This window comes from Paracoccus hibiscisoli, assembly GCF_005048265.1.
In the GTDB taxonomy this organism is placed as follows: domain Bacteria; phylum Pseudomonadota; class Alphaproteobacteria; order Rhodobacterales; family Rhodobacteraceae; genus Paracoccus; species Paracoccus hibiscisoli.
In genome coordinates, this window is the sequence record NZ_SUNH01000009.1 from 60,241 (window position 1) to 85,719 (window position 25,479).

23 protein-coding genes and 2 riboswitches are annotated in these 25,479 nt (G+C 67.9%); of the genes, 11 read left to right on the forward strand and 12 right to left on the reverse strand.

Going from position 1 to position 25,479, the window contains the following annotated elements; all coding sequences use genetic code 11:
• Nucleotides 1-62 precede the first annotated feature (62 nt).
• Nucleotides 63-674: a LysE/ArgO family amino acid transporter gene (locus FA740_RS07345; protein WP_136856122.1), complete on the reverse strand. Its 612-nt coding sequence runs from the start codon at nucleotides 672-674 to the stop codon at nucleotides 63-65.
• 281 nt (nucleotides 675-955) lie between these two features.
• Between FA740_RS07345 and FA740_RS07350 the strand changes: the two genes are divergently transcribed.
• The 6 genes from FA740_RS07350 to FA740_RS07375 all read left to right on the forward strand — a co-directional run bounded on the left by FA740_RS07350 (nucleotide 956) and on the right by FA740_RS07375 (nucleotide 6,696).
• Nucleotides 956-2,395 carry a cytochrome ubiquinol oxidase subunit I gene (locus FA740_RS07350; RefSeq protein WP_136856123.1) on the forward strand — a complete coding sequence of 480 codons (1,440 nt, stop codon included), beginning with the start codon at nucleotides 956-958 and terminating at the stop codon, nucleotides 2,393-2,395.
• A gap of 2 nt (nucleotides 2,396-2,397) precedes the next feature.
• A complete protein-coding gene (gene cydB / locus FA740_RS07355; RefSeq protein ID WP_136856124.1) occupies nucleotides 2,398-3,429 on the forward strand; it encodes a cytochrome d ubiquinol oxidase subunit II in 1,032 nt (343 codons plus the stop codon).
• Nucleotides 3,429-3,533: a DUF2474 family protein gene (locus FA740_RS07360; protein WP_136856125.1), complete on the forward strand. Its 105-nt coding sequence runs from the start codon at nucleotides 3,429-3,431 to the stop codon at nucleotides 3,531-3,533. The genes cydB and FA740_RS07360 overlap by 1 nt, the downstream gene beginning before the upstream one ends.
• A gap of 27 nt (nucleotides 3,534-3,560) precedes the next feature.
• A riboswitch (cobalamin riboswitch) is annotated at nucleotides 3,561-3,778 on the forward strand.
• Nucleotides 3,779-3,875: 97 nt separating this feature from the next.
• Complete coding sequence (locus FA740_RS07365; protein WP_136856126.1) at nucleotides 3,876-4,877, forward strand: ABC transporter substrate-binding protein; 1,002 nt, start codon at nucleotides 3,876-3,878, stop codon at nucleotides 4,875-4,877.
• A complete protein-coding gene (locus FA740_RS07370) occupies nucleotides 4,874-5,938 on the forward strand; it encodes a FecCD family ABC transporter permease (RefSeq protein WP_136856127.1) in 1,065 nt (354 codons plus the stop codon). The genes FA740_RS07365 and FA740_RS07370 overlap by 4 nt, the downstream gene beginning before the upstream one ends.
• Nucleotides 5,935-6,696: an ABC transporter ATP-binding protein gene (locus FA740_RS07375; RefSeq protein ID WP_420873137.1), complete on the forward strand. Its 762-nt coding sequence runs from the start codon at nucleotides 5,935-5,937 to the stop codon at nucleotides 6,694-6,696. Before FA740_RS07370 ends, FA740_RS07375 begins: the two co-directional genes overlap by 4 nt.
• On the opposite strand, the gene FA740_RS07380 is transcribed toward FA740_RS07375, so the two are convergent.
• The 3 genes from FA740_RS07380 to FA740_RS07390 are packed head-to-tail and all read right to left on the reverse strand — an operon-like array spanning nucleotide 6,684 to nucleotide 9,845.
• Complete coding sequence (locus FA740_RS07380) at nucleotides 6,684-7,370, reverse strand: thiamine ABC transporter ATP-binding protein (protein WP_136856129.1); 687 nt, start codon at nucleotides 7,368-7,370, stop codon at nucleotides 6,684-6,686. The two genes, FA740_RS07375 and FA740_RS07380, sit on opposite strands and share 13 nt — an antisense overlap.
• Nucleotides 7,360-8,895, reverse strand: a complete 1,536-nt coding sequence (locus FA740_RS07385; RefSeq protein WP_136856130.1) for an ABC transporter permease subunit — start codon at nucleotides 8,893-8,895, stop codon at nucleotides 7,360-7,362. The genes FA740_RS07380 and FA740_RS07385 overlap by 11 nt, the downstream gene beginning before the upstream one ends.
• Nucleotides 8,874-9,845, reverse strand: coding sequence for a thiamine ABC transporter substrate-binding protein (locus FA740_RS07390; RefSeq protein ID WP_136856131.1), 972 nt, complete (start codon nucleotides 9,843-9,845; stop codon nucleotides 8,874-8,876). The genes FA740_RS07385 and FA740_RS07390 overlap by 22 nt, the downstream gene beginning before the upstream one ends.
• Before the next feature lie 30 nt (nucleotides 9,846-9,875).
• A riboswitch (TPP riboswitch) is annotated at nucleotides 9,876-9,974 on the reverse strand.
• Between the two features lie 58 nt (nucleotides 9,975-10,032).
• On the opposite strand from FA740_RS07390, the gene mutS reads away from it, so the two are divergent.
• Together mutS and aroC are read left to right on the forward strand one after the other, a co-directional pair.
• A complete protein-coding gene (mutS, locus tag FA740_RS07395; RefSeq protein ID WP_136856132.1) occupies nucleotides 10,033-12,654 on the forward strand; it encodes a DNA mismatch repair protein MutS in 2,622 nt (873 codons plus the stop codon).
• On the forward strand, nucleotides 12,651-13,751 hold the full coding sequence (gene aroC / locus FA740_RS07400; protein WP_136856133.1) for a chorismate synthase: 1,101 nt from the start codon (nucleotides 12,651-12,653) through the stop codon (nucleotides 13,749-13,751). The genes mutS and aroC overlap by 4 nt, the downstream gene beginning before the upstream one ends.
• Here the strand turns inward: aroC and FA740_RS07405 are convergent.
• From FA740_RS07405 to FA740_RS07440, 8 genes are all read right to left on the reverse strand, one after another.
• Nucleotides 13,739-14,617, reverse strand: coding sequence for a ribokinase (locus FA740_RS07405; protein ID WP_136856134.1), 879 nt, complete (start codon nucleotides 14,615-14,617; stop codon nucleotides 13,739-13,741). The two genes, aroC and FA740_RS07405, sit on opposite strands and share 13 nt — an antisense overlap.
• A gap of 114 nt (nucleotides 14,618-14,731) precedes the next feature.
• A complete protein-coding gene (locus FA740_RS07410) occupies nucleotides 14,732-15,523 on the reverse strand; it encodes a cytochrome c1 (RefSeq protein WP_136856135.1) in 792 nt (263 codons plus the stop codon).
• A gap of 14 nt (nucleotides 15,524-15,537) precedes the next feature.
• On the reverse strand, nucleotides 15,538-16,878 hold the full coding sequence (petB, locus tag FA740_RS07415; protein ID WP_136856136.1) for a cytochrome b: 1,341 nt from the start codon (nucleotides 16,876-16,878) through the stop codon (nucleotides 15,538-15,540).
• Nucleotides 16,879-16,889: 11 nt separating this feature from the next.
• The gene (gene petA, locus FA740_RS07420; protein ID WP_136856137.1) at nucleotides 16,890-17,453 is read right to left on the reverse strand and encodes a ubiquinol-cytochrome c reductase iron-sulfur subunit; all 564 of its coding nucleotides are present in this window, start codon (nucleotides 17,451-17,453) and stop codon (nucleotides 16,890-16,892) included.
• A 211-nt stretch (nucleotides 17,454-17,664) separates the two neighbouring features.
• Nucleotides 17,665-18,435: a RadC family protein gene (gene radC / locus FA740_RS07425; protein WP_136856138.1), complete on the reverse strand. Its 771-nt coding sequence runs from the start codon at nucleotides 18,433-18,435 to the stop codon at nucleotides 17,665-17,667.
• A 42-nt stretch (nucleotides 18,436-18,477) separates the two neighbouring features.
• Nucleotides 18,478-19,641 (reverse strand): molecular chaperone DnaJ, encoded by a 1,164-nt coding sequence (dnaJ, locus tag FA740_RS07430; protein ID WP_136856139.1) that lies wholly within the window; start codon nucleotides 19,639-19,641, stop codon nucleotides 18,478-18,480.
• A gap of 84 nt (nucleotides 19,642-19,725) precedes the next feature.
• Nucleotides 19,726-21,642: a molecular chaperone DnaK gene (gene dnaK, locus FA740_RS07435; protein WP_136856140.1), complete on the reverse strand. Its 1,917-nt coding sequence runs from the start codon at nucleotides 21,640-21,642 to the stop codon at nucleotides 19,726-19,728.
• 190 nt (nucleotides 21,643-21,832) lie between these two features.
• Nucleotides 21,833-22,654, reverse strand: a complete 822-nt coding sequence (locus tag FA740_RS07440; protein WP_136856141.1) for an ABC transporter permease — start codon at nucleotides 22,652-22,654, stop codon at nucleotides 21,833-21,835.
• A 151-nt stretch (nucleotides 22,655-22,805) separates the two neighbouring features.
• Here FA740_RS07440 and cysQ point away from each other — a divergent pair, with 151 nt between their 5' ends.
• The 3 genes from cysQ to FA740_RS07455 all read left to right on the forward strand — a co-directional run bounded on the left by cysQ (nucleotide 22,806) and on the right by FA740_RS07455 (nucleotide 25,479).
• A complete protein-coding gene (gene cysQ / locus FA740_RS07445) occupies nucleotides 22,806-23,603 on the forward strand; it encodes a 3'(2'),5'-bisphosphate nucleotidase CysQ (RefSeq protein ID WP_169306247.1) in 798 nt (265 codons plus the stop codon).
• A 1-nt stretch (nucleotide 23,604) separates the two neighbouring features.
• Nucleotides 23,605-24,405 (forward strand): 3-deoxy-manno-octulosonate cytidylyltransferase, encoded by an 801-nt coding sequence (locus FA740_RS07450; RefSeq protein WP_136856142.1) that lies wholly within the window; start codon nucleotides 23,605-23,607, stop codon nucleotides 24,403-24,405.
• 177 nt (nucleotides 24,406-24,582) lie between these two features.
• On the forward strand, nucleotides 24,583-25,479 hold the full coding sequence (locus FA740_RS07455) for a UTP--glucose-1-phosphate uridylyltransferase (protein WP_136856143.1): 897 nt from the start codon (nucleotides 24,583-24,585) through the stop codon (nucleotides 25,477-25,479).

A 25,479-nucleotide genomic window follows, 5' to 3' on the forward strand; every position in this document is an offset into this window, starting at 1 on the left:
TTAAGGCCGTTGGCCCGGGTTTTCAACAGATATGATGCCGCAGTCACGGGGTTTTGCCCCCGTCAGCCGGCGATCCACGGCCACAGCAACCGCAGGGCGATGGCCCACATGACCAGCGCCACCGCCAGCTCCAGCCGTCGCCACGCCGCCGGGCGGGCAAAGACCGGCCGCAGCCATGCCGCGCCATAACCCAGGCTGAAAAAGAACAGAAGCGACCCGGTCATGGCGCCCGCGGCAAAGGCCACCTCGCGCCCCGGAAACTGGGTCGAGATGGCGCCCAGCAGCACCACCGTGTCCAGATAGACATGCGGGTTCAGCCAGGTGATGGCCAGACAGGCCAGCAGCACCCGCCCCAGCCCCTGCGACCCGCCCGGCGCGGCCTGCAGCGCGTCCTGCGCGGTCAGGGCCGCGCGCAGGCTGCGCGCCCCGTACCAGATCAGGAAGGCCGCCCCCGCCAACCGCATCACCGGGTCCAGCCAAGGCATCCGCGCCATCAGCACCCCGGCCCCCGCCACCCCCGCCGCGATCAGCACCGCATCCGAGATCGCGCAGGTCAGGCACACCGCCAGCACATGCTGCCCGCGCAGCCCCTGGCGCAGGACAAAGGCGTTCTGCGCCCCGATCGCCAGGATCAGGCCAAGTCCGGTCATCAGGCCGGTCAGAAAGACGGTCATGGGGCTCTCCGCTGCGATGCCCCGCCCTAGCGCGCCGGGCCGGATGAGGCAAACCGTCGGGGCCGGGGGGTGGCGCGGGAAGGCAGGCCGGTGGGCAGATCGGCCACAGCGCAGGGGGGCGTGACATCAACGCTCTTGCATGTGTGGGGGGGGCGGGCGCACAATTCGACCATGTTCAGGGGTGCGGGCCACGGCGCAAGGTCGCGGGTCGCCCGGACCCGGAACGCCCGTCCCGAACCGGCCACGCCCCCGGCGCGTGCCTTTGCCGTGAAAGGCACCCGATGTTCGACAATGCCGACGCGATCCTGCTGGCCCGCATTCAGTTCGCCTTCACGGTCAGCTTCCACTTCCTGTTTCCCGCCTTCACCATCGGACTGGCCAGCTTTCTGGCAGTGCTGAACGGGCTGTGGCTGTGGACCAAGGACAGCAAGTATCTGGATCTGTTCCGATACTGGGTCAAGATCTTTGCCCTGGCCTTTGCGATGGGCGTCGTGTCGGGCATCGTGATGTCCTATCAGTTCGGCACCAACTGGTCGGTCTTTTCCGACAAGGCGGGACCGGTCATCGGCGGACCGATGGCCTATGAGGTGCTGTCGGCGTTTTTCCTGGAGGCGGGGTTCCTGGGCATCATGCTGTTCGGCCGAGAGCGCGTGGGGCCGACGCTGCACATGGTGGCCTGCGCGGCGGTGGCCCTGGGCACGGCCTTTTCGGCCTTCTGGATCCTGTCGGTGAACAGCTGGATGCACACCCCGGCCGGGTTCGAGATCGACGCCGCCACCGGCCAGTTCCTGCCCACCGATTTCTGGCAGGTCATCTTCAACCCGTCCTTTCCCTATCGCCTGATGCACACGGTCACGGCGGCCTATCTGACCACGGCCTTCATCGTGGGGGGCGTCGCGGCGCTGCACCTGCTGCGCCACAGGCATCGCCGCGACCGCGTCAGCCCGGCCACGCGCACCATGTTCAGCATGGCGATGTGGATGGCCGCGATCTTTGCCCCGGTCCAGATCGTGCTGGGCGATTTCCACGGCATCAACACGCTGGAACATCAGCCCGCCAAGGTCATGGCCATTGAGGGCCATTTCGAAAGCCACGAGGCGGGAGCGCCCCTGTATCTGTTCGGCATCCCCAACCAGAAGGAGCAGCGCCTGGATTATGCCATCGGCATCCCCAAGCTGTCCTCGCTGATCCTCAAGCACGACCTGAACGCGCCGCTGGCGGGCCTGGACACCATCCCGCGCGAGGATCAGCCCCCCGTTGCCATCGTCTTCTGGTCGTTCCGCATCATGGTGGCCCTGGGGTTCGCGATGCTGGGCATCGGGGTCTGGTCGCTCTGGGCGCGCTGGCGGGGCGTGCTGCATGACAGCCCGATGCTGCACCGCGCGGCGCTGGCCATGGCGCCATCGGGCCTGATCGCCGTGCTGGCGGGCTGGGTCACGACCGAGGTCGGGCGCCAACCTTTCACCGTCTATGGCTATCTGCGCACCGCCGACAGTGCCGCACCGCTGGATGCGGCGGCGGTGGGGGCCTCGCTGATCGCCTTTATCGTCGTTTATTTTGCGGTCTTTGGGGCGGGCACATACTATATCCTGCGTCTGATGAACCGCGCACCCAGCAGCAACGAGCCGCGCCTGAAGGACGACCTGGACAGCCCGATCCGCACGGCGGGCACCACGCCCGCCCAGCAGCACCCGACCCGCCGCATCCAACCCGGAGAGTGACCATGCCCATTGCCGAAGGCGTTTCGCTGGATCTGACCGTCATCTGGGCCTTCATCATCGCCTTTGCGGTGCTGGTCTATGTGGTGCTGGACGGGTTCGACCTGGGGTTGGGCATGCTGTTCGCGGTCGAACCCGAAGGCCATGACCGCGACGTCATGATGAACTCGGTCGCGCCGGTCTGGGACGGCAACGAGACCTGGCTGGTGCTGGGCGGGGGCGGGCTGTTCGCGGCCTTTCCGCTGGCCTATGCGCTGATCCTGCCCGCGCTTTACGCGCCGATCATGGCGATGCTGCTGGCGCTGATCTTTCGCGGGGTCGCGTTCGAATTCCGCTGGCGGACGACGCGCTGGCGAAAGGTCTGGGACGTGGCCTTCATCGGGGGATCGGCGATGGCGGCGCTGGCGCAGGGGATCACTCTGGGCGGGCTGCTGCAGGGCATCGACATCGACAAGGCCGCGCGACAGTATTCGGGCGGCTGGTGGGACTGGCTGACGCCCTTCACGCTGATGGTGGGCGTCGCGGTCATGGTCGGCTATGCCCTGCTGGGCGCGACCTGGCTGGTGATGAAGACCGAAGGCCCGCTGCAGGACCGGATGCGCAAGCGGGCCTGGGTCCTGGGCGTCGCGACGGTCGTGTTCATGGGCGTGGTCAGCCTGTGGACGCCGTTCCTGCAGGACGGCTATTACAGCCGCTGGTTCGGGGGTTGGAACATCATCCTGGCGGCGGGCGTCGGGGCGGCGGTGCTGGCCCTGGCCTTTGGCATGTTCCGCACGCTGATGGTCAATCACCACGACTACTGGCCGTTTTTGTTCGCCCTGGGCATGTTCATCCTGGGCTTTGCGGGGCTGGGATTCTCGATGTTCCCCTATATCGTCCCCGTTCAGGTCACCATCTGGGAGGCCGCCGCCCCCGAGAACAGCCAGATCTTCATGCTGGTCGGCGCCTCGGTGCTGATCCCGGTGATCCTGGCCTATACGGCCTATTCCTATTGGGTGTTCCGCGGCAAGATCGACCCGAACGAGGGGTATCACTGATGCCCGCACCCCTGCGCAAGCTGGGCTGGTTCGTGGGGTTGTGGCTGGCCAGCGTCGCGGTCATCGGCACGGTGGCCTTTCTGATCCGGCTGTGGATCGTCTGATCCGCGCTTGACGCCCGGCCGCCGGCGCGCCATTCAGGCGGCGATGGTTTCCGGCGGGCCAAGGTTCCTGCCGGATGAAAAGGGAACGCGGTGAGGTGTAGCCATCAGGCGCCGAACCCGCGACTGCCCCCGCAACTGTAAGCGGCTAGGCGTTCCGACGATGCCACTGTCCCCTCGGGGGGCGGGAAGGCCGGAACAGCCCGCGATCCGCCAGTCAGGAGACCTGCCATCATCGACACTTCAACCGGGCGGGGTGCCTTGGGGGACGTGCGATGTCGTGGCCCCCGGGTCCTTGCGCGCGGTTTTCCGGCCCCTGCCCCCGTTCTTCGGGAAGGAAGACGGATGACACGGCTTATTCCGGTCACAGCCCTGCTGCTGGCCCCCCTGATGGCGCAGGCCGCGCCGACCCAATACCCGCTGACCCTGGACAATTGCGGCTGGCCGCTGACCTTTGACGGCCCGCCCGACAACGTGGTCTCCATCGGGCAATCCACGACCGAGATCCTCTATGCCCTGCAGGCGCAGGACCGCATGGCGGGCACCGCGCTATGGTTCAACGCGGTTCTGCCCGCCTTTGCCGAGGCCGATGCGGGGGTCGAGCGCATCGCCGACAACATGCCCGGATTTGAGGCCGTGGTGAACAAGCGCCCCGGTTTCGTGCCGACGATGTTCGACTGGATGATCGGCGCGCAGGGCGTGGTGGGCACGCGCGACCAGTTCGCCGATCTGGGCATCCCCGCCTATGTCATGCCGACCGATTGCGCGGACAAGAACAACACCGTCGGCGCCGACGGCACCCGCCTGGCCGATTTCGACATCGCCACCCTGTATCAAAGCATCGACGAGATCGCGGCCATCATGGACCTGTCCGATCGGGGCGACGCCGTGGTCGCGGACCTGCGCGCGCGAGAGGCTGCGGCGGTCGATCGCGCGCAGGCGCTGGACCTGCCCGATGCCTCGGCTGTGGTGTGGTTCTCGTCGGCGCATCTGGAGGTCGATCCCTATGTCGCGGGCGGGCGGGGCATCCCGGCCTGGATGCTGCGCGCCCTGGGCCTGCGCAATGTCGTGACCTCGGACGAGGAATGGCCGACCGTGGGCTGGGAAAGCATCGCCCGCGCCGATCCGTCCGTCATCGTGATCGCGCGGATGGACCGCCGCCGCTTTCCCGCCGATGACCACCAGGCCAAGCTGGACTTCCTGGCCCGCGACCCCGTGACCAGCCAGATGACCGCCGTGCGCGAAGGCCGCATCGTCATCCTGGACGCCGAGGCGATGCATGCCGGCATCCGCATGATCGACGGGCTGGAGGCGCTGACCGACGCCATGGCGGACCTGCCGCGATGAGCGTGGCCGCGGCCAGCGCGCCCCTGACCCGCCAGGGGCTACGTGCCGCCCGGCAGGCGGCCTGGGTCACGGCGGTGCTGACCGCGGCCCTGCTGGCCGGGATCTGCATCGGGGAAACCCCGATTTCCGTGACGACCGTCCTGCAGGTTCTGGCCAACCGCCTGTGGGGCGCCGATCACGCGCTGGACGCGATCGAGGCGGGGATCATCTGGTCCTATCGCCTGCCGCGCACGCTGGTTGCGGGGGCCTGCGGGGCGGGGCTGGCGATCTGCGGGCTGGTCCTGCAATCGCTGCTGCGCAACGCGCTGGCGGACCCCTGGCTGCTGGGCATTTCGGCTGGCGCCTCGACCGGGGCGGTGCTGGTGACGGTGGCGGGCTTGGGCGGCGGCATGGTCGCCATGTCGGGCGGCGCGCTGATGGGCGCGCTGACCGCCTTCGCGCTGGTCGCGGGGCTGGCGCGGCTGTCGGGCGGCGGGCCGGGCGCGCGCGGCGCGGGACAGATCGTGCTGGCGGGCATCGCCGGGTCGCAGCTGTTCAACGCGCTGACCTCCTTCGTGATCGCGAAATCGGCCAGCGCGGAACAGGCGCGCGGGCTGATGTTCTGGCTGCTGGGCAATCTGTCGGGGGTGCGCTGGCCCGATGTGCATCTGGCCGTTCCCGCCGCGCTGATCGCACTGATCGTGGTGGCGGCCCATGCGCGCAGTCTGGACGCATTCGCCTTTGGCGCGGAATCGGCGGCCTCTCTGGGGGTGCCGGTGCGGCGGGTTCAGGTGGTGCTGATCGGGGCCGCGGCGATGGCGGCCGCCGTGATGGTGTCGATCACCGGGGCCATCGGCTTCGTGGGCCTGGTGGTGCCCCATGCCGCGCGGCTGCTGGTCGGCGTGCGGCACGGGCGGCTGGTGCCGGCATCGGCGCTGATCGGGGCGGTCTTCCTGATCGGGGCCGACATCCTGTCGCGGGTGCTGATCCCGGGGCAGGTGCTGCCCATCGGGGTGGTGACCGCGCTGGTCGGCGCGCCGATCTTTGCGGTGATCCTGATCCGCCACCGGGGGGCGTCGTGATGCTGTCGGGCCAGGATCTGACCCTGCGCCGCGGCGGTGCGCGCATCGTGGACGGCGTCACCCTGGCGGTGCAGGAGGGCGAGGTCCTGGGCCTGATCGGCCCGAACGGGTCGGGCAAATCGACATTGATGCGGCTGCTGGCCGGGCTGCTGCGCCCCGATCAGGGACAGGTCACGCTGGAGGGGCAACCGCTGGCGGCCCTGGGGCCGCGCGGGGTGGCGCGCCGCCTGGCCTTTGTCGCGCAATTCTCGGAGACGGCACAGCGCCTGACCGTCCGCGACGCGGTCGAGCTGGGCCGCACCCCCTGGCTGGACGCGCGCGCCCCCTGGTCCCCCCAGGACGAGGCGCATGTCACCCACGCCCTGTCCCTGCTGGACATGGCTGGGTTCGAGGCCCGCGATTGGGCCTCGCTGTCGGGGGGAGAGCGCCAGCGCGTCCATATCGCCCGCGCGCTGGCCCAGACCCCCCGCATCCTGATGCTGGACGAGCCGACGAACCATCTGGACATCCGCCACCAGCTGCAGGTGCTGGATCTGGTGGCGCGCCTGCCGCTGACCGTGGTGATGGCGCTGCACGATCTGAACCAAGCGATGCGCTGTGACCGGCTGGCGGTGATGCAGGCGGGGCGGCTGGTGGCGCTTGGCCCGCCCGCGCAGGTTCTGGACGATGCGCTGCTGTGCGACGTCTTCGGCGTGCGGGCGCAGCGGCTGACCGACCCCGATGACGGCAGCGCGATCCTGCGGTTTCAGCCCAGATAGGCCCGCAGCCCCGGCGGCGGATCGTCCAGCAGCGGCCCGGTCGGGCGCGGCGGGTGGACGCGCCCCCCCTCGACCAGCAGGGTGTCGGGGGCAAAGGCGCGGGCATCGGCGGGGTCATGGGTGACCATCAGCACGGTGGTGTCGGCGGCGATCTGCGCCAACAGGGCCAGCATCTCGGCCTTGAGCGCCGGGCCAAGCGCCGCGAAGGGTTCGTCCAGCAGCAGCAGGGGGCGTGCCCGCAGCAGCACGCGAGCCAGCGCCACGCGGCTTTGCTGGCCACCTGACAGGGCATCGGGGCGGCGCGCGCCCAGGCAGGACAGGCCGACCTGGTCCAGCACCTGGGCCACGCGGGCCTGCTGCGCGCGGTTCAGCCGCAGGTCCGGGCGCAGGCCCATCCCTATATTTTGTTTCACGCTCAGATGCGGAAACAAATTGTTGTGCTGAAACAGGATCGAGACGGGGCGTTTTCCAGGCGGCATCGCGGTGATGTCCTGCCCCTCCCACAGCAGGCGTCCTTGGGTCGGGGCCAGAAACCCCGCCACCAGCGCCAGCAGGGTCGATTTGCCGGAGCCGGAGGCACCGATGACGGCATGCCTGCCCGCGGGAACGGTCAGGTCGGCGGTTAGGGTGAAATCATCCTGACGCAGAAGGATGTCGCGGAATTCAAGCGCCATGGCGGCCTCCCCTGTCAAAGGCCCAGAACAGGGCCAGGCTGATCGCCATCAGCAGCAGCGCGCAGGCCGCCGCATCCGCCATCCGATAGCCGTTCATCAGCTGATACAGCATCAGCGGCAGCGTCGGATTATCGCCCGCGAACAAGGTGATCACACCCAGATCGCCCATCGCCAGCGCCGCCGCCAGCCCAGCGCCAAAGCCCAGGGGTCGCGCCAGGCGCGGCAGCACCAGCAGCCGCAGCCGCGCCCAGCCCCGCAGGTCCAGCGAGGCGGCCAGCCTGCCGTAATCGTCCTGCAGCGTGCGCGCCGCCGGGATTAGTGCGCGCAGCGCGAAGGGCAGCGCCATGGCCGCGTTGATCAGCGCGGTGACCGGCAGGGCCATCTGCTGCGGCGTGACCGTCCCGCGCAGCAGGATGAACAGCCCCGTCCCCAGCACCAGCGGAGAGGCGATCAGCGGCAGCATGCCCGCCCCCTCGACCCACCGCGCCCCACCGCGCGCGATGGTCAGAGCCAGCGCCAGCGCCGCCCCCGACGCCAGCAGAGCCGAGGTCACCGCCATCAGTACCGACCGCCGGGTGGCCTGCCAGACCTCGGGCGGCAGGGTGGTCAGGCGCGGCAGCCCGGCCAGCGTGACCGAGATCAGTGGCGCCAGCAGGAACGCCGCCGCCGCCGCGATCACCGCCGCATCCGCCAGCCGCCGCCAGCCGCCGGGCGCGGGCGGTCCGCCCACCGCGTCCAGCCCCGCGCCAAAGCCCGCCGGAATTGCGATGCGCGCCGCCAGCAGGGCCGCGCCCACGCAGATCGCGATCTGCACCAGCCCCAGGGCCGCCGCCCGCCCCAGATCGAAATCGAACCGGAATGCCTGATAGATCGCCAGCTCGACCGTGGTCGCCCGCGGCCCCCCGCCCAAGGCCAGCGCCACCGTGAACGAGGTCAGGCAGACCAGGAACACCGCCAGCCAGACGCCCGGCAGCACGCCGCGCAGCATCGGGCGTTCCAGATGGCGGGCGATGTCGCGGGGCGCGAAATCAAGGCTGGCGGCCAGCCGGAAGCGTTCCGCCGGGATCGCCTGCCAGCCCTGCAGGATCAGCCGCACCGACAGCGGCAGGTTGAAGAACACATGCGCCAGGATCACCCCCTGCCAGCCATAGATGCCGATGGCGGGCAGACCCACGGCCTCCAGCGCGCCGTTCAGCGCGCCGTTGCGGCCAAAGATCGCGATCAGGCCCAGCACCGCCACGATCACCGGCAGGATGAAGGGCGCGCCCAGCAGCGTGACCAGCAGCCCGCGCCCCCGGAACCGCCGCCGCGCCAGCGCACGGGCGACCGGCACGGCCAGCGCCGCCGACAGGGTTGCGGACAGCGCCGCCTGCCACAGCGTGAACCAGACGGCGCGCAGGTCCCATTCGGTCAGGCCCGACAGCCCGCCCGCCACCCAGGCCACCGCCGCCAGCGTGCCCAGGATCAGGGCTGCCAGCGCCCCCGCGATGGCGTGGCCGATGCTCAGCGGAAGGCCCGCTGCCATTCGTCCAGGGCGGGGGCGCGGAGGGCCTCGGCCTCGTCTTCGGAGAGGAACAGCGTGGTGTCGGGGCGCGGCAGGTCGCGCATCACCTGCGGCCAGTCATCCTGCGGCAGTTTGGCGGGCAGGGACCAGTTGGCCAGCGGGATCGTCGCCTGGAAATCGGGGGTCAGCACCCAGTCCATGAACTGCTGGGCCAGTTCGGGCTGGTCGGTGCCGGCCACCTGGGCCACCAGTTCGGCCATGAAGTAATGCCCCTCGGGGAAGATCGCGGCGCGCTTGGTGTCGTCCTCCTCGGCGGCGATGTGATAGGCGGGGGAGGTGGTGTAGGACAGCACCATATCCGCCTCTCCATCCGTGAACAGGCCATAGGATTCCGACCAGCCGCGGGTGACGGTCAGCACCTTGGGGGCCAGCTTGGCCCAGGCCTCGCCCGCCTGATCGCCATAGACCGACTTGACCCAGAGCAGCATCGCCAGACCCGACACGGAACTGCGCGGGTCCTGGATGACGATGCGGATATCCTCGGCCTCCAGCAGCTCGGCAAAGCTGGCGGGCGGGTTCTCCAGCCGGGTGCTGTCATAGACAAAGGCCGTCTCACCCCAGTTGTAAGGCAGGAAGATCTCATCCTCCCACGCGATGGGCAGCGACAGGTCGGACGTGTCCTGCCCGTGCGGTGCGAACAGGCCCGATGCGCGGGCGCGCGCGGTCATGTCGGTGTTCAGGCCAAAGACGATGTCGGCCTGGGTGCCCGCCCCCTCCATCATCACGCGGGGCAGCACGTCGCCGGTCACGAATTGCAGGTCGCAATCGCAGATCGCCTCGAACCCCTGTTCGATGGCGGGGCCGGGGCCCCATTCGCTGGTGACGCTGTCGCCGGCATAGACGGTCAGGACGCGGTCCTGCGCGATCACGGGGGTGGCCAGCAGCAGGGCGGGAATCAGGATGGATTTCATCGGCGGCCTTCCTTTCAGGGATCACGAAAGAAGGGTGTGCCGCACCTTCCCTCCGCCGGTTTGACCCGGATCAGGTTCAACGGGTCCGCATGCGCGTCTCAGCCCGACAGGGCACCCCGAGGTTGCCCCGAATGTAGAGGTTTCGCGCGTCCGCGCAAGCGGATAGAAACCGCCCATGACCAAGGACATGTCTGATCAGCCCACGCCGATGATGGCGCAATACCTGGCGATCCGGGAGGCCAATCCCGGCGCGCTGCTGTTCTATCGCATGGGCGATTTCTACGAGATGTTCTTTGACGACGCGGTGGCCGCGGCCGCCGCACTGGACATCGCGCTGACGAAACGCGGCACTCATCTGGGGGAGCCCATCCCGATGTGCGGCGTGCCGGTCCACGCGGCCGAGGGCTATCTGCTGACTCTGATCCGCAAGGGGTTCCGGGTGGCCATCGCCGAACAGATGGAGGACCCCGCCGAGGCCAAGAAGCGCGGGTCGAAATCGGTCGTGGCCCGCGACGTGGTCCGCCTGGTCACCCCCGGCACCCTGACCGAGGAATCGCTGCTGGAGGCGCGGCGCCACAATTATCTGGCGGCCTTTGCGGTGATCCGCGACGAAGGGGCGCTGGCTTGGGTCGATATTTCGACCGGCGCGTTCTCGGTCATGGACTGCGCGCTGCCGCGTCTGGCGCCCGAACTGGCGCGGCTGGCCCCGCGCGAGGTGTTGGCCTGCGACACGGGCCTTGAAGAGCTGGTCGCGGATGCGGGCGCGGCGCTGACCGACCTGCATGCGTCCGCATTCGACAGCAACGCCGGCGCGCGGCGGCTGTGCGCGTTGTACGGGGTCGAGACGCTGGACGGGTTCGGCACCTTTACCCGGGCCGAGCTGTCGGCGATGGGCGCCATCGTCGACTATCTGGACATGACGCAAAAGGGCAAGCTGCCCCTGCTGCGCCCGCCCATGCGCGAACGCGCGGGCGGCGCGATGCAGATCGACGCGGCCACAAGGCGCAATCTAGAGCTGACGCAGGCCCTGTCCGGCGGGCGCGAAGGGTCGCTGCTGGCCGCGATCGACCGCACCGTGACTGCCCCCGGCGCGCGCCTGCTGGAGCGTCGGATCAGCGCGCCGTCGCGCGATCTGGCGCTGATCGCGGCCCGGCATGATGCGGTGGCGGCGCTGGCTGCGGATGCGCGGCTGTTGGCCGATCTGCGCGGCGCGCTGGCGCGGGTGCCGGACATGGACCGGGCGCTGTCGCGGCTGGCGCTGGACCGGGGCGGGCCGCGCGATCTGGCCGCGATTCGCGCCGGGCTGGCGCAGGGGGCGGCGATTGCCGCGCGGCTGCCGGGTGACGCAGCACCGGTGCTGCGCGATGCGGCGGGCGATCTGGTGGGCCATGAGGCGCTGGTGGCGGTTCTGGATGACGCGCTGGTGGCCGAGCCGCCGCTGCTGGCGCGGGATGGCGGTTTCGTAGCCGAGGGGCATGACGCCGATCTGGACCAGACCCGCCGGTTGCGCGACGAGGGGCGGGGCGTCATCGCCGGGATGCAGGCCGATTACGCCGCACTGGCGGGCGTGCCCAGCCTGAAGATCAAGCATAACAACGTGCTGGGCTATTTCATCGAAACGACGACCACCCATGCCGAACGCATGATGGCCGCGCCGCTGAACCAGACCTTCATCCATCGCCAGACGACCGCGAACCAGATCCGGTTCACCACGGTGGAGCTGTCGGAGCTGGAGACCCGCATCCTGAACGCCCGCGACCGCGCGCTGGAGATCGAGCGCGGGGTCTTTGACCGCCTGCGCCGCGCCGTGCTGGATTACGCGGCCCAGGTCGGACAGGCCGCCCGCGCGCTGGCCGAGATCGATCTGGCCGGAGCCTTCGCGGACCTGGCCACGGGCGAGGGCTGGGTCCGGCCCCGCGTGGATGACAGCCGCGCCTTTGTGATCACGGGCGGGCGGCACCCGGTGGTGGAACGCGCGCTGCGGCGCAAGGCGCAGAGCTTTGTCGCCAATGATTGCGACCTGACCACGGGGGCGACGCCGGCCATCTGGCTGCTGACCGGGCCGAACATGGCGGGCAAGTCGACATTTCTGCGGCAGAACGCGCTGATTGCGGTGCTGGCGCAGGCAGGGGCCTTCGTGCCCGCGCGCGATGCCCATATTGGGCTGGTCAGCCAGCTGTTCAGCCGCGTGGGCGCCGCCGACGATCTGGCGCGGGGCCGGTCGACCTTCATGGTCGAGATGGTCGAGACGGCCGCGATCCTCAATCAGGCCGATGACCGCGCGCTGGTGATCCTGGACGAGATCGGGCGCGGCACATCGACCTGGGACGGGCTGTCCATTGCCTGGGCGGTGATGGAGCATCTGCACGGCATGAACCGCTGTCGCGCGCTGTTCGCGACGCATTACCATGAGATGACCGCCCTGTCGGCCAAGCTGGACGGGGTCGAGAATGCCACCGTCACCGTCCGCGAATGGCAGGGCGAGGTGATCTTTCTGCACGAGGTCCGCAAGGGCGCGGCGGATCGGTCCTATGGCGTGCAGGTGGCCAAGCTGGCGGGTCTGCCCACGTCGGTCGTGGACCGCGCCCGCGCCGTTCTGGACGCGCTGGAATCGGGCGAACGGCAGGCCGCGCGGCCCGTCGCGCTGATCGACGACCTGCCGCTGTTCCGCGCCGCCCCGCCGCCCCCGCCCAAGGCCCGCCCGCTGGACGACCGTCTGCGCGCGGTGCATCCCGACACGCTCAGCCCGCGCGAGGCGCTGGAACTGATCTATGAATTGAAAGCCCTGTCCGAGGAGACGCGCCCATGAGCTACAACACCTTCGGCCGCGAGTTCCGGTTCACCACCTGGGGTGAAAGCCACGGTCCCGCTTTGGGCGCGACCGTGGACGGCGTGCCCCCCGGCGTGCCGCTGACGGAAGCCTACATCCAGGGCTTCATGGATCGCCGCCGTCCCGGCACCAGCAAACACACCACGCAGCGGCGCGAACCCGATCAGGTGCGCATCCTGTCGGGCGTGTTCGAGGGGGTCACCACCGGCACCGCGATCCAGCTGATGATCGAGAATACCGACCAGCGGTCCAAGGATTACGGCGATATCGCCACCAGCTTTCGCCCGGGTCACGCCGACATCACCTATCACCTGAAATACGGGGTCCGCGATTATCGCGGCGGGGGCCGGTCGTCCGCGCGCGAAACCGCGGCGCGGGTCGCGGCGGGGGCCGTGGCACAGGCGGTGCTGGCCGCATTGGTGCCCCAGCTGAAGATCACCGGTTACATGGTGCAGATGGGGGCGCTGCATCTGGACCGCGCGCGGATGGACCTGTCGGTCGTGAACGACAACCCGTTCTTTCTGCCCGATGCGGGCGCGGTTCAGGCCTGGTCCGATTATCTGGACGGCATCCGCAAGGATCAGAACAGCGTCGGCGCGGCGATCGAGGTCTGTGTTCAGGGCTGTCCGCCCGGTCTGGGCGCGCCGGTCTATGCGAAGCTGGACACCGATCTGGCCGCCGCGATGATGTCGATCAACGCCGTCAAGGCGGTCGAGATCGGCGAGGGCATGGCCTCCGCCGCGCTGACCGGCGTCGACAACGCGGACGAGATCCGCATGGGGCCGGACGGGCCGGACTTTCTGTCGAATCATGCGGGCGGCATCCTGGGCGGCATCTCGACCGGGCAGGACATCGTGGTGCGCTTCGCGATCAAGCCGACCAGCTCGATCACGACACCTCGCCGCTCGATCAATTCGCGCGGGGAGGAGGTCGAGGTCATCACCAAGGGCCGTCACGACCCCTGCGTCGGCATTCGCGCCGTGCCCGTGGCCGAGGCGATGGCCGCCTGCGTGATCCTGGACCACCTGCTGATGGACCGGGCGCAGACCGGGGGCGTGCGCGGTCAGATCGGCTGATCGGCAAGGAACGCGTCGACCTCGGCGCGGGTGGGGATGGCGTCGCCCGCCCCGGCCCGCGTCACCTTCACCGCCGCCGCGCCCGAGGCCAGCCGCAGGGCGGCGGGGACGTCCGCGCCGCCGTCCAGCGCAGCGGCGAAATAGCCCGCAAAGGTGTCGCCCGCGCCGGTCGTGTCCACGGGCGTGACCCGGAACGAGGACTGGCTGTGGACCTGGCCCGTGGCCAGGTCGCGATATTCGGCACCGTGGGCGCCCCGCGTGATCAGCAGGCCCTGGACCGGCAGATCGCCGGGAATACCCGCGAACAGCTGCTGCGCCTCGCCCTCGTTCATCGCCAGGATCGAGACATGGGGCAGGACCGCGCGCACCGCCTCCAGATCGAAGGGGGCCGCGGAATAGATCACCCGCGCGCCCCGGGCCTGCGCGGCCTGGGCGGCGGCGACCTGGCCGTTCGTCTCGTTCTGGATCAGCAGCGTGTCGGACGGGGACAGCGCGGAAAGGGCGTCCGTCAGCGCGGCCTCGTCTATGGCGCGGTTCGCGCCGGGATGGATGACGATGGCGTTCTCCGCGTCGGCATCCAGCAGGATGATCGCATGCCCGGTGGCCTGATCGTCCAGGCGCGCGACCTGGCCCATGTCGACCCCCGCCTGTGCCAGGCGGTCGCGCACCCAATCGTCACCCGGGCCCATCGCGCCCAGGTGATGCGTGGTGGCGCCTGCACGGGCGGCGGCGACCGACTGGTTCGCGCCCTTGCCGCCCAGCCCCTCGGCATAGCCGCGCGAGGCCAGCGTCTCTCCGGGACGGGGCAGGCTGTCCAGCCGATAGACGTGGTCGATGTTGATCGAGCCCAGGTTCCAGATTGCCATGACTGCCTCCGCGATTGGTGGGTCATGTGACCGGGCGGGCCGGGCCTTGTCCAGATATGAAAAGACGCGCCCGTTGCGGGGCGCGTCCTGTCATGTCGGGCTGTCCAGAGCGGATCAGGCGGGCAGCTTGCCCTTGTGGGGTGCCCACAGACGCTTGTTGACCAGATAGAGCAGAACGGTCAGCAGCAGCAGGAACAGCACCGCGACCAGGCCCACGGCCTTGCGGTCCATCATCTTGGGCTCGGCGGTCCACATCAGGAAGGCCGACACGTCCAGCGACATCTGATCAACGGTCGCGGGGGTGCCGTCCTCGTAGGTGACTCGGTCGTCCGACAGTGGGGCCGCCATGCTGATCCAGCCGCCCGGGAAGGCGGAGTTGCCGTGCAGCAGCGTTCCGGCCTGTTCCTGGTCCTCACCGGTATAGCCGGTCAGCAGGGCGTGGATGTATTCCGGGCCGCCCATGCCGCGCACCAACTGGTTGATGCCGGTGCCGTAGGGACCGTGGAAACCCGCCCGCGCCTTGGCCATCAGCGACAGGTCGGGACCCATGCCATCGCCCCGGATGGTCGGGAAATGGTCGGTGACGGTGCGCGGACGTTCCTCGCCCAGGGCCTCGTCCCAGACCGGCAGCAGGTCCGCCGCATAGGCACGGACCTGATCCTCGGGCAGGCCGGGGCCGCCGTCATCCGACAGGGTGCGGATGGCGACATATTGCAGCCCGTGGCAGGCCGAGCAGACCTCGGTATAGACCTGCAGCCCGCGCTGCAGCTGGAACTGGTCGAACGAGCCGAACGGACCCTCGAAGGAGAAGGGAACGTCCTCGATATGCCCAGCCTCGCCTGCGGCCATCGCCGGGCCGGACAGGCCAAGAGCCGTGACGGCGGCGATCGCAAATGCTTTCAGCATGATCCTGGGTCCTCTCACTCGGCCGGCTGCGTCAGGCTGGTTCCACCAACCTTGGGCGCGTAATGTGCGTTGAAGTCTTCCTCGATGGTGGCCGGCATCGGCTCGGGCTTTTCGATCACGCCCAGCAGGGGCAGGATCACCAGGAAGTAGGCGAACCAATAGGCTGAGGCCGCCAGCGCGATATAGGGATAGATCCCTTCGGCCGGCATGGCGCCCACCCACATCAGGATCATGAAGTCCGCGGCCAACAGCCAGAACCACCACTTGAACTGCGGACGATAGCGGCCCGAGCGCACGCGGCTGGTGTCCAGCCAGGGGGCCAGACCCATCACGACGATCGCACCGAACATCGCCAGCACGCCGAAGAACTTGGCGTCCACGATGCCGAAGGTTGCGAACTGCACCAGCTGGACCAGCCAGACCTCGGCGTCGAAGGCGCGCAGGATCGCGTAGAAGGGCAGGAAGTACCATTCCGGCACGATATGCGCGGGCGTCGCCAGGGCGTTCGCCTCGATATAGTTGTCCGGGTGGCCCAGATAATTGGGCATGAAGCCCACGATCGCAAAGAAGATCGCCAGGATCAGCGCCAGCGCGAACAGGTCCTTGATGACGAAATAGGGCCAGAAGGGCAGGGTGTCCTTTTCGGCCTCTTCCTTGCTGGTGCGGCGCACCTCGATGCCCGTCGGGTTGTTGTTGCCCGTCGAGTGGAAGGCCCACACATGCACGATCACCAGGCCCGCGATGATGAAGGGCAGCAGGTAATGCAACGAGAAGAAGCGGTTCAGCGTCGCGTTGCCGACCGCCGGTCCGCCCAGCAGCCAGGTCTGCAGCGTTTCGCCCACGCCGGGGATGGCGCCAAAGAGGCCGGTGATCACGGTCGCGCCCCAGAAGGACATCTGACCCCAGGGCAGCACATATCCCATGAAGGCGGTTGCCATCATCAGGATGTAGATCAGCATGCCGATGATCCAGGTGACCTCGCGCGGGGCCTTGTAGCTGCCGTAATAGAGGCCGCGGAAGATGTGCAGATAGACCGCCACGAAGAACAGCGACGCGCCGTTCATGTGGATATAGCGCAGCATATGCCCGCCATTCACGTTGCGCATGATGTGTTCGACGCTGGCAAAGGCCATGTCGACATGCGGGGTATAGTGCATCACCAGCACGACGCCGGTGATGATCTGCAGAAGCAGACAAAAGACCAGGACGATGCCCCAGATCCACATCCAGTTCAGGTTCTTGGGCGTGGGGATCATCAGCGTGTCGTAGAGCAGCCCCGCGACGGGCAGTCGACGGTGCAGCCAATTCTCGAAGCCCGTCTTGGGCTCGTAATGGTCGTGCGGTATTCCGGCCATGATAACCCTCCTTAACCCAGCTGGATGGTGGTGTCGTTCACGAACGACGCCAGCGGAATGTGCATGTTCTCGGGCGCGGGCCCGCGGCGGATGCGGCCGGCGGTGTCATAGTGGCTGCCGTGGCAGGGGCAGAACCAGCCGCCGAAATCGCCCGCGCCGTCACCGATGGGCACGCAGCCCAGATGGGTGCAGACGCCGATCTGGACCAGCCACTCGCCCGTGTCGTCCAGGGCGCGGTTCTGGTCGGTCGCCGGGGCGTTGTCGTCCAGGTTGGGGTTCTGCGCGTTGCGGTCGGGCAGATCGTTCAGGTCGACCGCGCGGCCGGCCTCGATCTCCTCGGGGGTGCGGCGGCGGATGAACACGGGCTTGCCCAGGAACAGCACGGTGATCTGCGAACCGGGCGCGATGCCGCTGACATCGACCTGGATCGAGGCAAGCGCCTGCACATCCGCCGACGGGTTCATCTGATTCACAAGGGTCCAGGCGGCGGCACCGGCGGCCACCGTGCCTGCGCCCGCCGTGGCATAATAGAGGAAATCCCTCCGGGTGCCTACGTGGTCATCTGCGTGGGACACGGGTCATACTCCAATTCGGGCCGAAAGTCAGGCCGATACGACATTCCGGGCCGCGTCCGAACGCAGCCTTCGCGGGGCGGTTCTAGCCCTCAATTCCTCGTCAGTCCAGATGATAAGCCGTCGCATGCCGATGCAATTCGACCCGTCGGACACAATTGCAGCGCGCGTTTGCGCCATCACTGCGGCAGGGTGTCGCGGTTGCAGGCTCCGCTCACAGCAACCCTTCCGAGCGAAAGCTGAGTTCGCGCGACTTGCCGATGATCAGATGGTCGTGGATGGTGATTCCCATGCTGTCGGCGGCCTGACTGATGCGCGTCGTCATGGCGATGTCGCTGTCCGAGGGCGTGGGATCGCCCGAGGGGTGGTTGTGCACCAGGATCAGCGCCGAGGCGTTCAGCTCCAGCGCGCGGCGGATGATCTCGCGCGGATAGACGGGGACGTGATCCACGGTGCCGCGCGACTGTTCCTCATCCGCGATCAGGACGTTCTTGCGGTCCAGATACAGCACACGGAACTGCTCGATCTCGCGATGCGCCATGGCGGTGTGGCAATAATCCAGCAGCGATTGCCAGCTGGACAGGACCGGGCGGTGCATGATGCGGGCGCGGGCCATGCGTTGGGCCGCGGCCTCGACGATCTTCAGCTCGGTCACGACGGCAGGGCCGACGCCGGCCACGGCCAGCAGGCGTGTGGGCGCAGCCGTGACCACGCGGTTGAAATCGCCAAAGGTCTCGATCAGCAGGCGGGCCAGCGGCTTGACGTCCTGGCGCGGGATGGCGCGGAACAGCACCAGCTCCAGCAGCTCGTAATCGGGCATGGCGGCGGCCCCGCCCTGCATGAACCGGTCGCGCAGCCGCGCCCGGTGATCGGCCAGATAGGAGGGCGCCTTTCCCGGCGCGTTCGCCGGTTCCGCGGCCACATCATCGGCCGCCGGGGCGAACAGCGGCAGGGGCATTTCGCGAAAGGCACGATTCGGGTCCATGCGTCGATCATGGCCCGAACCGGTAAAGGAAGGGTTAACCCGTTACCGGGTCATCCCATCCCAAAAGCTTTTGACCTTGTCGAAGAAGCCGTCCGATTGCGGGCTGTTATCGGCCTTTTCGGCCTCGAACTCGCGCAGCAACTCGCGCTGGCGCGGGGTCAGGTTGACCGGCGTCTCGACGGTCAGTTCGATCAGCATGTCGCCGAAATCGCCCTGCGCGCCGGGGCCGTGGCGCAAAGGCGGCATGCCCTTGCCGCGCAGGCGCATCTGCCGGCCGGTCTGGCTGCCGGCGGCAACCTTGACGCGGGCCCGCCCGCCGTCGATCGTCGGCACCTCGACCTCGCCGCCCAGGGCGGCCGTGGCCATGCTGACCGGCACCTGGCAGGCCAGCATCTTGCCGTCGCGCAGAAAGATCGCGTGCTCGGCCACCTCGATGAAGATGTAAAGATCGCCGGTCGGGCCGCCGCGCATCCCCGCCTCGCCCTCTCCGGCCAGACGGATGCGGGTGCCGGTCTCGACGCCCGCGGGAATGTTCACGGACAGCGCCCGATCGCGTTCCTGGCGCCCGGCGCCGTGGCAGGCCTTGCAGGGGTTCTTGACGATCTGGCCCGCGCCGCCGCAGGTGGGGCAGGTGCGCTCGACCGTGAAAAAGCCCTGTTGGGCGCGGACCTTGCCCATGCCCGCGCAGGTCGGGCAGGCGGCGGGCTGGGACGCGCCCTCGGCCCCGGTGCCCGCGCATTCGCCGCAGGCGACCGAGCCGCGGACCGTAATCGGTTTCTGGACGCCGCGATAGGCCTCCTCCAGCGTGACGCGCAGGTTGTAGCGCAGGTCCTGGCCGCGCTGTGCGCGGGCCCGGCCGCCGCCACCGCCACCGCGACGGCCCATCATGTCGCCGAACAGATCCTCGAACACATCGGCAAAGGCCGCGCCGAAATCGCCGGGATGCTGGCCGCGTCCACCGCCGCCGCCGCCCATGCCACCCTCGAAGGCCGCATGGCCAAAGCGGTCATAGGCCGCCTTTTTCTGTTCGTCCTTGAGGCAGTCATAGGCCTCGTTCGCTTCCTTGAAGCGGGCCTCGGCGGTCGCATCGTCCTGATTGCGGTCAGGGTGCAGTTCCTTGGCCTTGATCCGATAGGCCTTCTTGATCTCGTCGGTCGAGGCCCCGCGCGTGACCCCGAGCACTTCGTAGTAACAACGCTTGCTCATGTGTCGTCCTGTTCAGCTGTCCCCATGAAACAGGCCGGCCCGCAGCAGATGGCGGACCGGCCCGGTCAGGGGATGCGGCCCCGATCAGCCGCGCTTCTTGTCGTCGCCCAGATCTTCGAAATCGGCGTCCACGATGTCGTCGTCGACATCACGCGGGGCGTCACGGTCCGACGGATCGGCCTCTTCGGCGCTCTGCTGGTTCTTGTAGATCGCCTCACCCAGACGCATGGACGCGTCCATCACGTTCTGGATGCCCGAGCGGATCTTGCCCGGCTCTTCGGATTTCAGCGATTCCTCCAGCGCGCCGATGGCCAGCTCGATCGCCTCGACGGTCGAGGCGTCCACCTTGTCGCCATGCTCGGCCAGCGACTTGTTGGTCGAGTGGATCAGGCTTTCGGCCTGGTTCTTGGCCTCGACCAGCTCGCGGCGGGTCTTGTCGCCCTCGGCGTTCGCCTCGGCGTCCTTGACCATCCGCTCGATATCCTCATCGGTCAGACCGCCCGAGGCCGCGATGGTGATGGTCTGCTCCTTGCCGGTGCCCTTGTCCTTGGCCGCCACCGACACGATGCCGTTGGCGTCAATGTCGAAGGTCACCTCGATCTGGGGCATGCCGCGCGGCGCGGGCGGGATGTGCTCCAGGTTGAACTGGCCCAGCATCTTATTGTCCGCCGCCATTTCCCGCTCGCCCTGGAAGACGCGGATGGTCACGGCGCCCTGGTTGTCCTCGGCGGTCGAGAAGATCTGCGATTTCTTGGTCGGGATGGTGGTGTTGCGGTCGATCAGGCGGGTGAAGACGCCTCCCAGGGTCTCGATGCCCAGGGACAGGGGCGTCACGTCCAGCAGCACGACGTCCTTGACGTCACCCTGCAGCACGCCGGCCTGAATGGCGGCGCCCAGGGCCACGACCTCGTCGGGGTTCACGCCCTTGTGGGGCTCCTTGCCGAAGAAGTCGGTGACCTCGGCCACGACCTTGGGCATGCGGGTCATGCCCCCGACCAGAACGACCTCGTCGATGTCGGACTTGGAGCAGCCGGCATCCTTGAGCGCGTCCTGGACGGGCTTCATGGTGCGCTTGATCAGGTCCGCGACCAGGCTTTCCAGCTTGGCGCGCGTCAGCTTGACGACCAGGTGCAGCGGCGTGCCCGAGTTCTTGTCCATCGAGATGAACGGCTGGTTGATCTCGGTCTGGCTGCTGCTGGACAGCTCGATCTTGGCCTTTTCAGCGGCTTCCTTCAGGCGCTGCAGGGCCATCTTGTCCTTGGACAGATCGACGCCGTGCTCTTTTTTGAACTCGTCAGCCAGATAGTTCACGATCCGCATGTCGAAATCTTCGCCACCCAGGAAGGTGTCGCCGTTCGTGGACTTCACCTCGAACAACCCGTCGTCGATTTCCAGGATGGTGATGTCGAAGGTCCCGCCGCCGAGGTCATAGACCGCGATCGTCTTGGTTTCCTTCTTGTCCAGACCATAGGCCAGTGCGGCCGCGGTCGGCTCGTTGATGATGCGCAGGACCTCGAGGCCGGCGATCTTGCCCGCATCCTTGGTCGCCTGACGCTGAGCGTCGTTGAAATAGGCCGGAACGGTGATCACGGCCTGGGTCACGGTCTCGCCCAGATAGCTTTCGGCGGTCTCCTTCATCTTCTGAAGGATCATCGCACTGACCTGCGCGGGGGAGTATTTCTCACCCTGCACCTCGACCCAAGCGTCGCCATTGCCGCCATCCGCGATGGTGAAGGGGACCATCTTGCGGTCCTTTTCCACGGCCTCGTCGCCCATGCGGCGCCCGATCAGGCGTTTCACGGCAAAGACGGTGTTGGTGGGGTTGGTCACGGCCTGGCGCTTGGCCGGCTGGCCGACCAGACGTTCGCCGTCCTTGAAGCCGACGATCGAGGGCGTCGTGCGCGCGCCTTCGCTGTTCTCGATGACCTTGGGCTGGCTGCCGTCCATGATGGCCACGCAGCTGTTGGTGGTGCCGAGGTCGATGCCGATGACTTTGGACATGTGAATATAACCTTCTCTTGCGGCGATATCGTGGACTTCGGGTCCGTTGTGGCCCCCGAGGCCCGATCCCTTGCGTGAACGGCCCGGAACCTCCGAACCGCTTCGGGGGTGTATATAGGGATGCAATTCGGCCCCGCAAGCACCGCCAGGCCCCAAAATGGGCCGAAGGGGCCTGCAAATGCGGCGATTTCTACTGGGTCGCGCTCCAACTGATGGATTCGTACTTGCGGGTGGTGAAGTTGATCAGCAACCCGATCATCAGCGCCGCGATCGAGAACCACAGCGGATAAAGCAGGCTGGTCCGATGCGGCGAATAGTTGATGAACAGGAACCCGCGCTCCTGGTCGATCAGGTGGAACAGCGGGTTCCACGCGAACCAGGGCAGGATGAAGCCGGGCAACGTGTTGGCCACGAAGAACTTGCCCGAGGCGAACATGTTGATCCGCTGATACAGCGTCGTCAGCACTTTGCAGGCCTGCGGCGACCAGGGCCGGATGCCCAGGAACACCAGCCCCACGCAGCATCCCGAAAACCAGGCCAGCAGGAACAGAGCCCCCGCCCCCAGGGGGTCGTAGATCGTGATCTCTTGGAACCCCAGGTGATAGATCGACAGGATGACGATGCAGCCGATCGTCTGGCGATAGAGCACCGACAGCGCCGCCCCCGAGATCAGCACCGCCGCGTTCAGCGGTTCGTGCTTGATGATCCCCGACGAGATCGAATGGCTGCCTGCGACGGCCGCCACCGTCTGCACATGCAGCATGAAGATGAAGATGCCCGACATGATATAGAGCAGGAAATCCCCCCGGATCGGAGAGGTTTTCAGCCCGATCAGCGCGTACATGGCCAGGAACACCACCACGAACAGCGCGCTTTGCACCATGGTCAGCAGCAGGCCCACCACCGCGTTGCGGTGTTCCGTGCGCAGGTTGTAGACCGTCTGGTGATAGATCAGCGCCAGCGTGGTGAACGCGGCCTGAAACATGTTCCGGTTCTGGCGCTGCTTGAACAAGGGTCGTGCTCCGTCGATGAGGGCGGTGGGTCCGGCCTGTCCGGACCGTGGTCGCATGCTTGCCGACGGACCCGCCTGCGATCATAAGGGGGACCGGACCTTCGCACAATCCGGCAGCGGCCGACGGCCCCGCGCAGGGAAAGGAAAGTGAATGCAATTCGACCGACTGACCACCGAAATGCGGCGCCTGGCCCTGCTGGCCGGAGAGAGGATCATGGAGATCTATCGGTCGGACGATTTCGATACCCGTGCCAAGTCCGATGATTCGCCTGTCACCGCAGCCGACGAGGCCGCGGATGCGATCATTGCGGAGGGCCTGCGCGCGGCCTTTCCCGACACCCCCCTGGTCACCGAGGAGCAGGCCGACACCCACGGTCAGAGCCTGCGGACCTTCCTGATCGTCGATCCGCTGGACGGAACCAAGGAATTCGTGCAGCGGCGCGGCGATTTCACCGTCAACATCGCCTATGTCCAGGACGGCGTGCCGGTGCGCGGCGTGGTCTATGCCCCCGCCAAGGGGCGGCTGTTCTATACCACTGCCGACGGCCGCTCGGTCGAGGAGACGGGTCCCTTCGGCGACCAGCCCGGCGCGACCCAGCCCATCGGCGTCAATGCCACGCCCGACAATCGCGGCCTGATGGTCGTGGCGTCGAAATCGCATCGCGACGCGGCGACCGACGCCTATATCGCGCAATACGGCATGCGCGACATGACCAGCGCGGGCAGCTCGCTGAAATTCTGCCTGGTCGCGACCGGAGAGGCCGACCTCTATCCGCGGCTGGGCCGCACGATGGAATGGGACACGGCGGCGGGCGACGCGGTGCTGCGCGGCGCGGGCGGTCAGGTGGTGCGCTTCGACGACCACACCCCCCTGGCCTATGGCAAGCCGGGATTCGAGAACCCGTTCTTCATCGCCTACGCCCCGGGCGTCCTGCTGGTGAAGGCCTGAGATGTCGGTCGTCATCGTCATTCCCGCCCGCTTCGCCTCGACCCGCTATCCGGGCAAGCCGCTGGTCGAGCTGCGCGGCGCGGGCGGTCAGGCGCGCAGCCTGATCCGGCGCAGCTGGGACGCGGCCATGGCGGTCGGCGGCATCGACCGGGTGATCGTGGCCACCGATGACGACCGCATCCGCGACCACGCGCTGGCCTTTGGCGGCGATGTCGCGATGACCAGCCCCGATTGCCGCAACGGCACCGAACGCTGCGCCGAGGCGGTGGCCACCCTTGGCCTGACCCCCGAGATCGTGGTGAACCTGCAGGGCGACGCGCCGCTGACGCCCGCCTGGTTCGTGGAGGATCTGGTGGCGGGCCTGCGCCGCGATGCGCAGGCCGGGGTGGCGACGCCGGTGCTGCGCTGCACGGGGGCGATGCGCGCCGACCTGATCGCGGATCGCCACGCGGGCCGCGTCGGCGGGACGACGGCGGTGTTCGGTCATGACGGGCGGGCGCTCTATTTCTCCAAGGAGGTCGTGCCCTTCGTGCCGGGCGACGTGGCCCCCGACGGGCCCAGCCCGGTCTTTCACCATGTGGGCGTCTATGCCTATCGCCCCGACGCCCTGGCGGAATACCCCACCTGGCCCGAAGGCACGCTGGAGCGGCTGGAGGGCCTGGAGCAGCTGCGCTTCCTGGAGCGCGGTCGGCCGGTGCTGTGCGTCGAGGTCGAGGCACGCGGCCGCCAGTTCTGGGAACTGAACAACCCCGAGGATGTTACCCGGCTGGAGCAGATGATGCAGGATATGGGCATCGCCTGAGCCGGTTTGCCCTGCCGGGCGGCGAAATTATGAAATATTTGTCTATTTTGGTGCAAACGCTTGGCGGCAAGCTGCCTACGGAATAATCTGCCCATTGAACTCACCGTCTCTGCCCGGCAAGGCATCAACGTCATTCAGGGTGGGGCCGATCCCGCCGAACCATCAGAGGTATCCGTCATGGGTCGCAAGGTTACGAAAGCCATTTTTCCCGTCGCAGGTCTGGGGACACGCTTTCTTCCCACCACGAAAAGCATCCCCAAGGAGATGCTGTCGCTGGTCGACAAGCCGCTGATCCAATACGCCATCGACGAGGCCCGCGCCGCCGGGATCAAGGAATTCATCTTTGTCACTTCGCGCGGCAAGGGTTCGCTGGAGGATTACTTCGATCACGCCCACGAGCTGGAATCCAGCCTGAAGAAGGCCGGCAAGACCGACCTGCTGGAGATCCTGCGCGCCACCAACATGGATTCGGGCGCCATCGCCTATATCCGCCAGCACAAGGCCCTGGGCCTGGGCCATGCGGTCTGGTGCGCCCGTCGCCTGCTGTCGGATGACGAGCCCTTTGCCGTGGTGCTGACCGATGACGTCATCCAGGGTGAGCCGCCCTGCCTGCAGCAGATGATCGAGGCCTATGGCGAGACCGGCGGCAGCATGGTCGCCACGATGGAGGTCGCCCCGGAAAAGGCCAAGGCTTACGGCGTTCTGGACGTGGCCGAGGACATGGGCGCCATCGTGCGCGCCAAGGGCATGGTCGAGAAACCCGCCACCGGCACGCAGCCGTCGAACCTGGCGGTGATCGGTCGCTATATCCTGGCACCGACGGTCATGAAGAACCTCAACAAGCTCAAGCAGGGCGCCGGCGGCGAGATCCAGCTGACCGACGCCATCGCCGAGGAAATCCAGGCGGGTCGCGACGTGTTCGGCCTGCGCTTCCGCGGCCAGCGCTTCGACTGCGGCTCCAAGGCGGGCTTCCTGCAGGCGACCGTGGCCTTTGGCCTGGAGCGTGACGAGCTGAAGGACGAATTCGCCGAATACCTGCATCAGGTGATGTCCATGCGCCGGGCTGCCGAATAA

Coding starts and splice junctions, on each gene's coding strand:
- FA740_RS07345 (WP_136856122.1), bottom strand. CDS start 674: ATGACCGTCTTTCTGACCGGCCTGATGACCGGACTTGGCCTGATCCTG.
- FA740_RS07350 (WP_136856123.1), top strand. CDS start 956: ATGTTCGACAATGCCGACGCGATCCTGCTGGCCCGCATTCAGTTCGCC.
- cydB (WP_136856124.1), top strand. CDS start 2,398: ATGCCCATTGCCGAAGGCGTTTCGCTGGATCTGACCGTCATCTGGGCC.
- FA740_RS07360 (WP_136856125.1), top strand. CDS start 3,429: ATGCCCGCACCCCTGCGCAAGCTGGGCTGGTTCGTGGGGTTGTGGCTG.
- FA740_RS07365 (WP_136856126.1), top strand. CDS start 3,876: ATGACACGGCTTATTCCGGTCACAGCCCTGCTGCTGGCCCCCCTGATG.
- FA740_RS07370 (WP_136856127.1), top strand. CDS start 4,874: ATGAGCGTGGCCGCGGCCAGCGCGCCCCTGACCCGCCAGGGGCTACGT.
- FA740_RS07380 (WP_136856129.1), bottom strand. CDS start 7,370: ATGGCGCTTGAATTCCGCGACATCCTTCTGCGTCAGGATGATTTCACC.
- FA740_RS07385 (WP_136856130.1), bottom strand. CDS start 8,895: ATGGCAGCGGGCCTTCCGCTGAGCATCGGCCACGCCATCGCGGGGGCG.
- FA740_RS07390 (WP_136856131.1), bottom strand. CDS start 9,845: ATGAAATCCATCCTGATTCCCGCCCTGCTGCTGGCCACCCCCGTGATC.
- mutS (WP_136856132.1), top strand. CDS start 10,033: ATGTCTGATCAGCCCACGCCGATGATGGCGCAATACCTGGCGATCCGG.
- aroC (WP_136856133.1), top strand. CDS start 12,651: ATGAGCTACAACACCTTCGGCCGCGAGTTCCGGTTCACCACCTGGGGT.
- FA740_RS07405 (WP_136856134.1), bottom strand. CDS start 14,617: ATGGCAATCTGGAACCTGGGCTCGATCAACATCGACCACGTCTATCGG.
- FA740_RS07410 (WP_136856135.1), bottom strand. CDS start 15,523: ATGCTGAAAGCATTTGCGATCGCCGCCGTCACGGCTCTTGGCCTGTCC.
- petB (WP_136856136.1), bottom strand. CDS start 16,878: ATGGCCGGAATACCGCACGACCATTACGAGCCCAAGACGGGCTTCGAG.
- radC (WP_136856138.1), bottom strand. CDS start 18,435: ATGGACCCGAATCGTGCCTTTCGCGAAATGCCCCTGCCGCTGTTCGCC.
- dnaJ (WP_136856139.1), bottom strand. CDS start 19,641: ATGAGCAAGCGTTGTTACTACGAAGTGCTCGGGGTCACGCGCGGGGCC.
- dnaK (WP_136856140.1), bottom strand. CDS start 21,642: ATGTCCAAAGTCATCGGCATCGACCTCGGCACCACCAACAGCTGCGTG.
- cysQ (WP_169306247.1), top strand. CDS start 22,806: ATGCAATTCGACCGACTGACCACCGAAATGCGGCGCCTGGCCCTGCTG.
- FA740_RS07450 (WP_136856142.1), top strand. CDS start 23,605: ATGTCGGTCGTCATCGTCATTCCCGCCCGCTTCGCCTCGACCCGCTAT.
- FA740_RS07455 (WP_136856143.1), top strand. CDS start 24,583: ATGGGTCGCAAGGTTACGAAAGCCATTTTTCCCGTCGCAGGTCTGGGG.